This window comes from Lysinibacillus sp. 54212 (assembly GCF_036662795.1).
Taxonomy (GTDB): domain Bacteria; phylum Bacillota; class Bacilli; order Bacillales_A; family Planococcaceae; genus Lysinibacillus_B.
In genome coordinates, this window is record NZ_JBAFWZ010000002.1 from 61726 (window position 1) to 76022 (window position 14297).

The window sequence follows — 14297 nt, forward strand, 5'->3', positions numbered from 1 at the left end:
AGAGAAGGGGCGACTCCTGGGGGAACAGCACGACGCCTGAGACTACAGGCTCAGGCCGTGCCCCCGGAAAGCGTCCCCGGAACGGAAATCAATTTTCTCCATACTAAGAAAACACCATTTTTCTCAACGAGAAAAATGGTGTTTTCGGGTTTTGTCCCAGCATGTTTATTTTTATTCAATGGAGTAGGTCCGTTGCATAGTAAGCTAAAAAGCGAAATGAGAATGAAAATGAAACGGGTTGAAAAGGATAAAACTAAATTTTACCTTGTGATAAATTATGTTGTCAATAAGAAATTTGATAAAATTTTTAAAAATGTTATAATAGTCTTACAATTGTTTTTTTCTAATCGTATTTCGAAGTTCGCTTTACATTTTTGTAGATAGAATTTGGATACGTTTTTTTATATCTTTTTTAATCGAGAAAATAAATCAAACAGTTGTGTGAGCTTTAAAAGAGAGCCGATTGAATAAATTTTTCAACTAACGATCTATTAGGAACTGAGTACTTATTCTATAAGGAGGACTAGAATAATGAATCTAATCAATAAGAAAGTTACACACAAGCTTTTTGGTGTAGGAAGTATAGTGAATCAAAATGACTCTAGTATTGAAATAAATTTCGCCTCGGAAAATAAAAAATTTATTTTCCCTGATGTTTTTGGAAAGCACTTAAAGCTACATGATAAAAGTGATGCACATTTACTTGAAAAAATTTTACAAAAGAAGGAACAAGAACGAAAGGAGGAAGAACGGAAGAAGGAAGAAGAATTAAAGCAACAGCGAATAAACCTGGAACTTCGTTTAGAACACGAAAAACTGATGAACAATCATAAGCTTCATCCAGAATCACAAATGGTTTTTTGGTGTGACAAAGACGAACAGACGAGATCTTTTTCAGAGTGGAAGGTTTTTTCAGGCGTTATTAAAAGTGGTAATAGCAACGGGAAACCAAAAAAACCAACCCGTTTGCATCAAAATAGCGCAGTCCTGTTAACAGCGATTGATGCTGGCATGCCTGAAAAAGACAGACGTATTTTAGGTGTCTACATGGTGAATGAGGAGTTTATCGGTAAGCTTTGTGAGGATGGGTATATTCCTGCGCATTCAAAATTCAAAATACAGCTTACAGAACAAGAAGCAGATAGGCTGCTTTTCTGGAACTACTATAGTAATGAAAGGTCACCTGACAAAATGACATGGAATACAGGTAAATACCGCTATTTTGATAATTTATGGATGGCTCAAATCCTACTTGATATCGTTTCGTTAAAAAGTGAAACACAGGAACAGGAGCTAGCACAACAATTTTTCAAGCATTATTGTAAAATGAATGCCATAAATGATCAAGAGTTACCAAAGCCTAATGGCACATTATTGCGTATTTAGACGTTAGATAAAAAATCTAAGTTAAAATAAAAAGCAGACGGTCAACTAGAAGTGCTAGCAACGCTCCTCTAATTTGCCGTCTGCTTTTCAGGTTATTTAACGGATTTATAGGACTCACGTAAAGTATTCGAGCTTCGCATTTGGAAAGAATTTCTCCATATAGCTGTATAGCCTCTCCTTCATTTCGTTCTCTTCTTCTTTCTGATAAATATACTTACCAATCCCGTACTTGCCCCACTTAAGACGTCTTGAAGATTCATCTAACTGTAACTTAGTCTTTGGATAGTTTTTCTCAATCACATTTTTTGCCGTCTTCGTAAATCGGTGCTGTATGAATTCAAAGGTGATATCATCCCGAGCATCGTGCGGTAACTCTGCGTCCAAGCGCTCAAACATATTATAGTAGCCCTCTTGCCAGCCTTCATGCAAATAAATCGGGGCGACGATAAATCCAAGTGGATACCCTGCTCTTGCAACTTTCCCAGCTGCTTCAATTCGTTTCGCTAAAGGTGAAGTTCCTGGCTCAAAGTTTTTAATCACATAGTCAGCGTTAATACTAAATCGAAATCTTGTGTGACCGTTATGCTTAGCATCGAGCAAGTGATCGACATGATGAAATTTTGTGACAAACCGCAATCTTCCTAATTCTGTTTGGCCAAAATGTTCAATAGCCTTTTTTAATGAGTGGGTTAAATGGTCAATCCCAACAATATCAGATGTACAAGCTGCTTCAAAACGCGTAATTTCAGGGGCACGTTCTTCGATATAGGAATCTGCCGCTTCAAAAATTTCATCGACATTCACATATGTACGAAGATAAGGCTTACTCCCCATAGTTGTTTGCAAATAACAATAATGACAATGTCCCATGCATCCGGTTGCTAGTGGAATGGCATATTCTGCGGATGGCTTCGACGTATCAAACTTTAGTGTTTTACGAATGCCCACGACGAGCGTGGACTTTGCAATCCGGTACTTTTGCAAATCATTGTCTCCAGGCAGGTTTCGTATTTGATTATGAGAGGTAGTATAGCGAATCTCGATACCTAACCCTTCAAATTTTTCTTTCAGTTCTATACCTAATGGATACTCCAACGCTTTTGGTTCAAAATAAACAAGTTGAGGCATAAATGGTTTCGTCATGATCTTCTCCAATCGAATAAAATTACAGCATCATTTTTATTGTCGTTGAAATTAGCTTGTCTAAAGAAGTGAAATTTATGTTGTGGAATATCATGGTGCAATTATTTTTAACGAAAAATTCGTTAAAGGCTTACATACAAGTGGTTAAAAAGTTAAGATGAGTTTGGTAAAATATAGTATATAGCTTCTAGGAACGATAATTAGGGTGAAGGAAGGAGACAATAGAATGATTTGTGAGTTACAGCAAAGTGATTTTCATAAATGTTTAAGAATCATAAATGAACAAGGACAACTAGAAGCTAAAGCAATCATTTCAGGAGTCAATCCTGGGCGTATATTTGTAGATGATGAGGCTACACCCCAAACAGGACTTATTTGGTTAGGGAATAATGATGGCTTTATATTTATTGGGGATGAAAGTAATGAGCGGTTTATCAAAGATATCAATGCTTATATTGACGATAGAATAGCACCGGAAGCAAAGAAAGTTAGTCTAAAGTGGTTTGAAGGGGTAGGCAATCATGAGAAATGGAATAACACGATCCAATCGATATTTAAACATCGTGAATTAGGAAGCTGGCAGCAAAAAGTTTATATATTAGAAAAAGAGCACTATAAACCTGAAAGAGAGCCTATGCTGGAAAATGGATATTCAATCCATAAAATTGATAAGATGCTCTATGAAAATGATACTAGCTTCATAAAGAACATTGAGTTTTTACACTCAAAGATTTTAGAGTTTTGGTCATCACCCGATCATTTTTTTAGTAAGGGGATTGGTTATTGTATTGTTCATAAGAATGAAATTGTCAGTGTCTGTTTTTCAGGTTTTGTTGTTGAAAATATACATTGTATAGATATTGAAACTTTAGGTACTCATCAGGGGAAAAAGTTAGCTCAAACGAATGCCCACAGCTTTGTAAAAGATTGTTTTGAGAATAATATGGTACCGTATTGGGATTGTATGGAAGGGAATAAACCTTCTATTGCAGTTGCTGAAAACCTAGGATTTTGTAATTCATTTAACTACATAGGATATGAATTTACGTTTTGAATACTATCTAAAAAATGTTCATCTGATTTGGACCCGCTTAAAAATTTTGTTTACGAACTATAAATGAATTACCGTATATTGGTATTATGATGATGTAATCAAATGATTTTAAAAGGAGAGATATGAATGACAGCTCAACAACAAGCAGCAATGCAATCAATGATTGATTGGCTTGCGGATGAACATGAACTCGGTAGACACCCTAGCCTAATAGAAATTGCAGGAGAATTCCATAGACATGATATGCACTACTACATATTCAAATATAAAAAGAACATGCTCGGAAAATGGCTCCTTGGCGTTTGTGGGGGCTATGAGGATCCGTCTGACACGGAGCATTGCGGTCATGTCTTTAGCGAGATGGAACCCTACGATCCTTCGACTGCAGAGCAAGAAGCGATAAAAATGGTAGAAATGGTCCGTGAATACTGGATGCAGCAGGCTGAAGCTTATGAGGCTACACAATCCGAAGGGGAAGAAACAGAAACCCAAGACAAAGATTCTGGTATTTTTAATGGATTCATCCTGCTTAACTCTTCGGAATGTGATCTTGAGGCGATAAAATCTAATCTTTCTAATGATTGGAATATTTCCAGCTCAATGGTAGAGGATGAGGAAAACTCCAAAGAATCAAAAGAAGGAACCCTAGTCTTTGAAGTGGATGACTGCCTTTTAGCAGTAAGCTTTGTCGATGCCCCAGTACCAGATGGTGAGGCTGAGCATTTTGCACAGGGGAATTACCTATGGAAGGAAGCTGTTGAGGTTACTAAAACGCATGTAGCTCAAATCATCCTGGCTGTATTTACCCGCTCCGGCTCTCCACTTGATAGCGGCAAGCTATTCACAAAGCTGGCGGCGAGTTGTCTTAAGCTCCCTAACGCAATAGGAATCTATACGTGTGGCACTGTATTCCAGCCTGAAATGTATTTGGATATGGCTGAAGTCATGAAGGATGACGATATGATCCCTTTACTTAATCTAGTTTATTTCGGTCTGGTCGGTACGGAAACAGGATTAGATGGATATACTTATGGACTAAAAGCCCTTGGTAAGGATGAAATTGAAATCCTAGACAGCCAAGTAAGTCCTGCCGAGCTACGTGATTTTTTACTTGATATTTCCGGCTATATTGTAGAAGAGAATGTCACTTTAAGAGATGGAGAAACAATCGGCTTCTCAGCAGAGCAAAAGCTACCGATTTCCCGTTCTGAGGGAGTGTATGTCGATGGGGACACTCTCAAAATCGAATACTAGTCTCATTTCAAAAAAGGCGCCGTAGCAGGTGTCTTTTTTGCTCTACATATAAATCTAGACACATTTTACTCAAGTCGTGCACTTACTTTTATATTGAAAAACTAATTGAAAATAGAACGGTTTGTGAAGATAAATTAAAAAAGCTAGGTTATACTATAATAATGATTTAATTACTTAAAGCTACCGACATCTCTTGAGGTGCCACATACATTCTGCACATTGTTAAGGTTGGCTTAGGTAGTTAATATAAACTTATAATATATAGATTAAACATGCATAAGTGTTCAGAGTGAGAGGATTTGAATTTGAATATGACAGAGAATTTTTGGAAGGATTTACCGAGACCGTTTTTTGTACTTGCACCAATGGAGGATGTGACGGATGTTGTCTTTCGCCATGTTGTAAGTGCAGCTGGGAGCCCGGATGTATTTTTCACAGAGTTTACAAACTCAGATAGCTATTGTCATCCTGAGGGCATGAAAAGTGTGCGTGGTCGCTTGATTTTTACAGAGGATGAACAGCCAATGGTGGCACATATTTGGGGGGATAATCCCGAATATTTCCGTCAAATGAGTATGGGTATGGCAAAGCTAGGGTTTAAAGGGATCGATATAAATATGGGCTGCCCTGTACCAAATGTGGCATCGAGAGGAAAAGGGAGTGGCCTTATTCTACGTCCGGACGTTGCAGCAGAATTGATCGGAGCAGCAAAAGCAGGTGGACTTCCTGTTAGCGTAAAAACACGTCTTGGTTTTAGTGATATAAATGAGTGGGAGGACTGGCTAACGCATATTTTAAAACAGGATATTGCGAACCTTTCGATTCATTTACGTACAAGAAAGGAAATGAGCCAAGCTGATGCGCACTGGGAGCTCATTCCGGAAATCAAAAAATTACGGGACCGTATCGCACCGAATACGCTCTTAACAATTAATGGAGACATCCCTGACCGTCAAACGGGGCTAGAGCTAGCTGAAAAATATGGTATTGATGGCGTGATGATTGGGCGCGGTATTTTCAAAAATCCTTTTGCCTTTGAAAAGGAGCCAAGGGAGCATAGCAGAAAAGAATACCTTGACCTTTTAAGACTGCAGCTTGATCTTCAAGATCAATATGCGGAGGAATTACCACGTTCAATCACAGGGCTTCACCGCTTTTTCAAAATTTATGTCAAAGGTTTCCGTGGGGCTGGCGAACTAAGAAACCAATTGATGAACACGAAATCAACAGATGATGTTCGTACATTGCTAGATAATTTTGAAGCAAACAATGTGGAATAACGACATAAGTTATAGTATTAATAATAAAATAAGAAGCAGACAGTTTAGAGGTGTAAATAAGTACCTCTAGTTAGCTGTTTGTTTTTTGCATTTTATGGATGGAGTCATCACCAAATCATGGTAGCAATGAAGAGGTTAAATTTGATTTTTTTGGGATATTCCAAATAAAGTAGAAATCTTATCGGTATTAAGAATGAGGAAGAAGGTCTAATTTCTTCATTGAATCATAAAAATAGCAGACGGTTTAGAGGTACGATTTACTACTCTAAATGCCGTCTGCTTATCTTTTACAGCGGGAAGTTGGTAGGTATTTCAATTTTGGGTTAGTTTGAATTATCGAAGGACCTTTCTTTATAAAAATCTCTTTCAATAGATTCATAAATCTAACACTTGAATCATTTTATATCTATTGATAAAACTCTTCACTTGCGAGCTTAGTGGGATATGCTTGTTACGAACCCAACCAATTTGTACAGGCAATTGTTCAAATCCTTTAATTTCTAATGGCACAAGCTTTCCTTCTAAATAAAATTGAGAAAAGTAAAGAGAATAGTCATGCCCAACACTAATGGCATTTTGGTCTGTAATCCCTAGAATAATTGCTTCAACATTATTTGTTCGAAATAGCACATTTAGATGGCCGTGTTTTTTTGTGAACTCAGATTCAAAGTGCTTTACATGGTCATCTTTATAAAAAATTAAATTCTCTTCCATTAATTGTTCAGCAGTGATGAATTTCTCTTTAGCATAGGGAGAACGATGGCTTGCCACAGCTACCATCTTTCCCTTTACAACAGGCTCGTAAATTAAATCATTTATTTCTTCTTGAAATAAGCTTGATTGTACAATAAGGCCGGCATCTAATTCTCCTTCTAAAACTTTTTTTATGATCTCTTCACTGGATCCTTCTGTTAAAAAAATTTCGGTGTTAGGATAACTCTGTTTGTAGTTGGTAACAGCTTTAACTAGTGGAAGCATAACACCTGGAATTGCAGCTAAACGTAATTCCTTTGATCCTTCCTTTTGCCAAAACAATTCATCTAGTTCTTCAAACTTTTCCATAATTTCGATTGCCTTTTTAATAATGTCCTTGCCGTTATCACTTGGATAAGTTCCAGATTTTGTTCGAATAAAGAGAGGAAATCCAATTTCTTCTTCGATTTGATATATTGCCTGACTAATTGTAGGCTGTGTGACATTTAGACTTTTTGCGGCTTTATTTATGGATTTTAGCTTTGCCACTTCGATAATGTATTCTAATTTTGCTGGAAACATATAATAATTTCCCCTTTGTTGTAATAGGAATTACCTATAACATAACAAAATAATTCGATTTTAACAATTTTGTGAACTAAATTATAATGAAGTTGTTCAAAAAATCGATCGGAGGATATAACAATGAAAGCAGCAGTTTGGCATGGTATAAAAGATATTCGCGTTGAGGATGTAACGATTAAAGAAGTAACAGGTAATAAAGTAAAAGTAAAAGTGGAATGGGCAGGTATTTGCGGAAGTGACTTACATGCGTATATGCATGATTTAAGTGGGACAGGAGCAGGTATTCAAGTTGGTCAACCACACTTCCTTTCAGGTCGAAAAGCGCCTTTGACAATGGGGCATGAATTTTCAGGGGTTGTGACAGAAGTTGGTCCGGAAGTGACAAATGTTTCTGTTGGAGATCGTGTAGCAATCGAGCCAATTATTCGTGATGAGGCTTCTTCATATGTGCAAAAAGGTTATTACAATTTAGGAAGATTTGGATTAGTAGGCTTTAGTGACGATGGTGGATTTGCAGAATATGCCGTTGTAGAAGATTATATGATCCACAAAGTACCAGATAGCGTATCGATGGAAGAGGCAGCGATGGTAGAACCTTTAGCAGTAGTGATGCGAGGGCTTACTGAAAGTAATTTTAAAGCAGGTATGACAGCAGCAGTATTTGGTGCAGGACCGATTGGTTTATTAACAGTGCTTGCTTTAAAAGCTGCTGGAGCAAGAGAAATTTATTTAGTGGATATTGTAGAAGAACGATTAGCATTAGGAAAAGAAATCGGTGCAACGCGTGTCATTAATAGCTTACAAGAAAAAGCTGAAGAGGTTATTGCCTCGTTAACGGAAGATGGAGTAGATATTGCTTTTGAAGTTGCAGGTGTGCAACCAACTTTAGATAGTGCCATTAATGTTGTTCGTAAAGGTGGCGAAGTAGTCGTATTATCTGTGTTTGCAGAATCTCCACGAGTAAACCTAACTTTAATGATGCTAAAAGAGCTTCGACTGCTATCAACTTATTGCTACCGAAACAACTATGAGGAAGTAATTGGCTTAATGGCTTCTGGTCAAATTAATGTTAAACCATTAATTACGAGCAAAATTCCTTTAGATGAAATCGTAGAAAACGGCTTCGATAAATTAGTATCTGATAAAAAACAAGCTAAAATCTTAGTAAGACCATAATCATTTTAATAATAATAGCCCATTTATTTCGATGGATTTTCGTCGAAATAGGTGGGTTTTTTATGTTGAACAGGTTAAAAGGGGGATTATATGTGTTTTTGATAAATATGTAAGATAATGTATACTAGAATTATCCTGTTAGACAAGAAGGGAAATCTTTTTCTAGGAGATTTACGATGAAATTAGATTGTTTAATTGTTGATGATGAGCTCGCTTTAGCTGAAACAACTTGTGAATATTTTAATATGTTTGAGGTCAAAACAGCATTTGCTACAAGTGGTGATGAGTGCGAGCTTTTGTTGAAGGAACATGAACCATCATTGATTCTTTTAGATATTAATCTCGGTGATGAATCGGGGTTTGATTTATGTAAAAGATTGCGTAAAACAACACAGATTCCGATTTTGTTTATAAGTGCTCGTTCCAGCGATGATGATGTTTTAATTGCACTTAACATCGGAGGAGATGATTACATTCAAAAGCCGTATACTCTAAGTATTCTACTAGCAAAAGTAAAAGCGGTACTCAAAAGATATGGCAGTGGCTCTAGTGACCAGCAAGAGGTTTTAGAATTTGGTCATATCCAAATTGATACAAAGCTTCATCGTGTTCGAGTAAAGGGTAAGGATATTAGACTAAAAACGATGGAATATAAGCTGCTTCATTATTTAGCGAGTAATAAAAACCGTATAGTTACTAAAAATGAATTGTTTCAACATGTATGGGAGGATTCCTTTGTAGGGGATGGAACCCTAAATGTGCACATTCGGCATTTACGAGAAAAAATCGAAGAGAATCCAAAGAACCCGCAATTCATCAAAACGATTTGGGGCACTGGTTATGTATTAGAGGACAATAACTAATGAGAATAAAACTGTTTATCGTCATGATATTAGTGATTTTTTCTTCAGGAATTGCTTTTCAAATAATGATGCTGAACAAGACAAATAATGAAAAAGTGGATATGGTAGATATTAATGAGGTAGTTAAAACTGTCGAGGGAAATTGGGGAAGTATTAATCAGGAAACAATTGACAATAGTGGCTTTCAACAACAACTTACAATTATAGATAACAGAGAAAACGTAATTTATCAAACCCCAAGCAATCCTTTTAATAATACATATGATGCTATAAAAAATAGGGATACGATAGTAGATGTGAAGCAAAATAATCAGGTTGTAGGGAAAATAATTATCCCCAATAACGAGCAGGAAATAGTGCAGAGAATGAAAAAAGACCTGCTTATTTCTTTTGGTTTTATCGTAGGTCTATTATTCATTGTTACGATTCTTTATAGTATCTATCTTTATAAAACATTATTGAAACCGTTTGGGCAGCTACAACAGTTCGCAGCAAATGTTGCTAGAGGTAATTTGGATATCCCTTTAAATATGGATAAGAATAATTATTTTGGGGCATTCACCGAAAGCTTTGATTTATTACGTGAGGAACTTTATGCTGCTCGTCAACGAGAGTATGAATCCAACCGGAGTAAAAAAGAGCTTATAGCTACTATTAGTCATGATATTAAAACGCCTATTGCCTCAATAAAAGCTGTCAGTGAGTTAATGCTTATGAGAATTAAGGATGAGAAGATGATTAAGCACGTCAATACCATCAATTCAAAAGCAGAGCAAATTAACTTACTTGTTACGGATATGTTTCACGCTACATTAGAAGAGCTACAACAGTTAAAATTAACTATCACGGAGGAACCGAGTGGGGTACTGGCTGAAATGATTGAAAATGTGAATTATGACCATCAAATCGGATATGAACCTATTCCAGATTGTATAATTTTAACCGATCCTGTTCGAATGCAGCAGGTTATAGATAATATCATAAGTAATTCATATAAGTATGCAGGAACGAAAATCTCGATTTCGTCTCGGATTATTCAAGACTATCTGGAGCTACATATTAAAGATTTTGGACGAGGGGTTAGTGAAGAAGAATTGCCTCTATTGTTCAATAAATATTATCGAGGTAAGAATGTTGAGGGGAAGAATGGTTCTGGACTTGGGCTTTATATATCAAAGTACTTCATGGAAAATATGAACGGCCAAATAGCCTGTTATAACCGAGAGGATGGCTTTACCACAATCCTGAGAATAAAGCTCGCTAGTTAATTAGACTCTTCACCACACTTTGGGGTTGATTTCCGTTACTTGTGCTGATAATTGCTAAAAATAATTCTGGATAATATAAATAAGCTAATATTGATGACATTATAAATAAAGCGTTTGTTGATTGGAGTGGAGCCAGCGTGACTCCTTGGGGATTAGCGCGTGCGGAAAATCCAATGATTTCGAGAGCCCTCTCGAAATCATTTAGTTGGAGCCGCGCCCCCAGGAAAGCACGCTGGCGCAACGGAAATCAACCCCTAGTTATGGTGAAGAACTTGTTAATTAAGAAATAGTTAAGAAATGCACAAAGACTTAATAAGAATTCATTTTGTATGCTAAGACTGTAATCATTATTACGGTCTTTTTCTTTAGGTTAAAAATCAATTAGGGGAGTGGCGATTTTAATTATGACAGGAATTATTATTAAGACAGAGAAGCTATGTAAAACCTTTTCAAGTGGTGGGATTCAACAGCATGTTTTGAAAAACCTAGATATTAGTTTAGTAGAAGGCGACTTTACCATTATCATGGGGAGTTCAGGATCTGGGAAATCCACGCTACTTTATGCAATGAGTGGGATGGATAAACCGACATTAGGGGAAATCGACTTTGCTGGAAAAAAGCTTTCTCAGTTAAACAACGATCAACTAGCCGTATTTAGAAGAAACTACTGTGGCTTTGTATTTCAACAAATCTATTTACTAGATAATATGAGCGTACTCGATAATGTACTAGCAAGTGGTCTTTTAGTTAATAAAAATAAGCGCGATCTCGTACCAAAAGCGAAAGAACTATTAATGAGAGTAGGGATTAATGAAAATTCATGGTCTAAATTCCCGACACAGCTGTCTGGTGGTGAGGCGCAACGAGTAGGGATTGTTCGTGCATTAATTAACAAACCAAAAATCCTCTTTGCAGATGAACCAACTGGTGCACTAAACTCTGCTTCTAGTGATAGTGTGTTAAATGTTTTTACAGATGTAAATCAAAATGGGCAAAGTGTCGTCATGGTCACACACGATATGAAAACAGCGCTGCGCGGAAACCGAATTTTATTTTTACGAGATGGTGTCATTTGTGGTGATTTACAGTTAGGGGCATACAGTGAACAAACGAATCTCGAACGGCATGAGAAACTCCATCATTTCCTAACAGAAATGGGGTGGTAAGATGAAAATCATGAACCTAGCCATGGCTAATATTAGAAAGAGTAAGTACGCAACAGCTTCCCTATTTATATTTATCTTAATTGCTGCACTACTGTTGAACATTGGTCTAATGGTTATTACTCAAATCAATGCATTCTTTGATGAGAAAGCCCAACAATTAAAAGATCCCCATGCAATAATCATGATGGATAAGGGGAGCTATGATTCAGATTATAAAGAATTCATTACGAATTATCCTGGGGTGACCAAAACAGAAACAGAAGAGGCTATCCTGATGAACATTGCCAAATTTAATTTTGGTAATAATGAATTAACTAGTGGTGCCGTTATGTTCGATGCAGATGCACATCGTAATATTGGAGAGATGCAGCTCATTGATAAGCTTGATACCTCAAAGGCTAATGATATTTATGTTCCTTACATTTTTAAAACAGATGGAGGATATGAGTTAGGTGAAGATTTTACAATCACCTATCAAAATAAAGACTATAATTTCCGAGTTGCAGGATTCTTTGAAACAACAATGATGGCTACGACAAACTTTGGCATCATGAAATTCATGCTACCTGCGACTTCCTATCAAACAATAGAGGCTGAACTTGAGGGGGACAATCTATCAAAAGGTTTCATCCTATCAGCATTGATGGAAGATAGTACACAATCCTCGGAATTGCTTAATGATTTTAATACGGAGTTTCCTCAATTAACTGTAGGTGGAGCGACTATTTGGGCACTAGATATTGAAATTACGAAAAGCGTAAGCATGATGACCATCAATATTATCGCCATGATACTAGTAGCCTTTTCAGCGATTATCGTGTTAGTTTCGCTCATTGTTATTAAGTACCGTGTATCAAATAGCATTGAGGATGGGATGTCAAATATAGGGGTTCTAAAAGCGATTGGTTATAGCAGTAGGCAAATTCTATCGTCAATTATCCTACAGTTTGTTTTTATTTCATTCCTTGCAAGTATAGTAGGGGTTGCATTATCATATGGTCTTATGCCCTTTATAGGTAACCTTATTTCCTCTCTATCCGGATTAATTTGGCATCAGAAATTTGATGTTCTTAATAATCTAGTGGATATATTCATTATTGCTTTTTGTGTTGTGATTGTAACGTTACTTTCTGCATTCCGTGTTCGAAAAATTCAACCGATTATGGCGCTTCGTGGTGGAATTCAAACACATAGTTTCAGAAAAAATCATTTTCCATTGGAAAGTTCCAGAGGTGGACTTCATTTTTTACTTGCTATTAAGTCAATGCTATCAAACTTAAAACAGAACGTGATGATTCTTTTAATTATAATCTCATTAACGTTCGCATCCGTTTTTTCGGTCGTACTTTATTACAATATTGCTTCAGACAAAACGGCATTCGTTAACGTTGTCGGCGCAGAACCAGGTAATGTTCTAATTTCAGTTAAGCCAGAAGCAGATACGGGAGAGCTTTTGAGTTACATTAAGCAAATGGACAACGTGAGGAAGGTAAATATTTTCGACCTAACAACAACAAAAATTGACGGGCAAACGATATATACGAATGTTACGGTGGATTATAATCAGCTAGAAAATAACGTTGTCTATGAGGGTCGACAGCCAAAATATGAAAATGAAATTTCTATCTCCTGGATTGTATCAGATCAAATTAAAAAAGGAATTGGCGATACGGTTGAAGTTAAATATGGAACTGAAACAGTGAGCTATTTAGTCACGGGTCTTAGTCAATCAATTGGTAATTTAGGTCAAATAGCTGGATTGACGATGGAAGGGATTAAGCAATTACATCCGGATTATAAAGGCACAACCTTATATGTATATCTAGACGATAAATCAAACGAAAAATTTATTGAGAACGTTCATGATCAATATGGTGATTATATTGTAGAAACTTTAGATATCGATGAAACAATAGAGAGCCAAACAAGTGTTTATACCGCGGCAGTATTTGCCCTTATGATCATGGTTCTAACGATTACTTTGCTAGTTGTTGTGATGATTCTGTATCTTGTGATCAAAACGATGATTACTAAGCGTAAAAAAGAGTTCGGTGTCATGAAAGCCATAGGGTACTCAACGATTCAGCTGATGCACCAAGTTTCTATTAGCTTCCTACCAGTCATTATTATAGGAGTGGCAATAGGTGGTATATTGGGGTACTTTTACACAAATCCAATGCTTTCCGTATTATTTTCAAGCTCAGGTGTGAAAAGTTTGGAATTTATCATTCATGTACCGAGCATCCTAGTGCTTTGCGTAGGTATATTAGTGCTAGCCTACTTCGTATCCGTATTTGTTTCATTTAAAATCAGAAAAATTTCTGCCTATGGGTTAATTACGGAATAGCGGTTAAAAAAATTTATGTAGCTTGAAGGAATGTTAAATTATTAAGGATGTATTCTTTTTAGGATGCATTCTTTTTATATTT

General features: G+C 36.5%; 11 protein-coding genes. 9 read left to right on the forward strand and 2 right to left on the reverse strand.

Features of this window, described 5'->3' with window-relative positions:
• The first annotated feature begins 531 nt into the window (after positions 1-531).
• Positions 532-1386, forward strand: a complete 855-nt coding sequence (locus V4T18_RS02075; RefSeq protein ID WP_332646015.1) for a malate synthase — start codon at positions 532-534, stop codon at positions 1384-1386.
• Positions 1387-1500: 114 nt separating this feature from the next.
• On the opposite strand, the gene splB is transcribed toward V4T18_RS02075, so the two are convergent.
• The gene (gene splB / locus V4T18_RS02080) at positions 1501-2529 is read right to left on the reverse strand and encodes a spore photoproduct lyase (protein ID WP_332646017.1); all 1029 of its coding nucleotides are present in this window, start codon (positions 2527-2529) and stop codon (positions 1501-1503) included.
• 226 nt (positions 2530-2755) lie between these two features.
• On the opposite strand from splB, the gene V4T18_RS02085 reads away from it, so the two are divergent.
• The 3 genes from V4T18_RS02085 to V4T18_RS02095 all read left to right on the forward strand — a co-directional run bounded on the left by V4T18_RS02085 (position 2756) and on the right by V4T18_RS02095 (position 6117).
• A complete protein-coding gene (locus V4T18_RS02085) occupies positions 2756-3583 on the forward strand; it encodes a GNAT family N-acetyltransferase (protein WP_332646019.1) in 828 nt (275 codons plus the stop codon).
• 126 nt (positions 3584-3709) lie between these two features.
• The gene (locus V4T18_RS02090; protein ID WP_332646022.1) at positions 3710-4837 is read left to right on the forward strand and encodes a DUF4261 domain-containing protein; all 1128 of its coding nucleotides are present in this window, start codon (positions 3710-3712) and stop codon (positions 4835-4837) included.
• Between the two features lie 311 nt (positions 4838-5148).
• Positions 5149-6117 carry a tRNA dihydrouridine synthase gene (locus tag V4T18_RS02095; protein ID WP_332646024.1) on the forward strand — a complete coding sequence of 323 codons (969 nt, stop codon included), beginning with the start codon at positions 5149-5151 and terminating at the stop codon, positions 6115-6117.
• Between the two features lie 375 nt (positions 6118-6492).
• Here V4T18_RS02095 and V4T18_RS02100 read toward each other — a convergent pair whose 3' ends face one another.
• Positions 6493-7392, reverse strand: coding sequence for a LysR family transcriptional regulator (locus V4T18_RS02100; RefSeq protein ID WP_332646026.1), 900 nt, complete (start codon positions 7390-7392; stop codon positions 6493-6495).
• A 123-nt stretch (positions 7393-7515) separates the two neighbouring features.
• Here V4T18_RS02100 and V4T18_RS02105 point away from each other — a divergent pair, with 123 nt between their 5' ends.
• From V4T18_RS02105 to V4T18_RS02125, 5 genes are all read left to right on the forward strand, one after another.
• A complete protein-coding gene (locus V4T18_RS02105; RefSeq protein WP_332646029.1) occupies positions 7516-8571 on the forward strand; it encodes a 2,3-butanediol dehydrogenase in 1056 nt (351 codons plus the stop codon).
• A 176-nt stretch (positions 8572-8747) separates the two neighbouring features.
• Positions 8748-9434 carry a response regulator transcription factor gene (locus V4T18_RS02110; protein ID WP_332646031.1) on the forward strand — a complete coding sequence of 229 codons (687 nt, stop codon included), beginning with the start codon at positions 8748-8750 and terminating at the stop codon, positions 9432-9434.
• A complete protein-coding gene (locus tag V4T18_RS02115; RefSeq protein ID WP_332646033.1) occupies positions 9434-10702 on the forward strand; it encodes a HAMP domain-containing sensor histidine kinase in 1269 nt (422 codons plus the stop codon). The genes V4T18_RS02110 and V4T18_RS02115 overlap by 1 nt, the downstream gene beginning before the upstream one ends.
• 404 nt (positions 10703-11106) lie before the next feature.
• Positions 11107-11868, forward strand: coding sequence for an ABC transporter ATP-binding protein (locus tag V4T18_RS02120; protein ID WP_332646036.1), 762 nt, complete (start codon positions 11107-11109; stop codon positions 11866-11868).
• Position 11869: 1 nt separating this feature from the next.
• A complete protein-coding gene (locus V4T18_RS02125; RefSeq protein WP_332646038.1) occupies positions 11870-14215 on the forward strand; it encodes an ABC transporter permease in 2346 nt (781 codons plus the stop codon).
• The last annotated feature ends 82 nt before the right edge of the window (positions 14216-14297 follow it).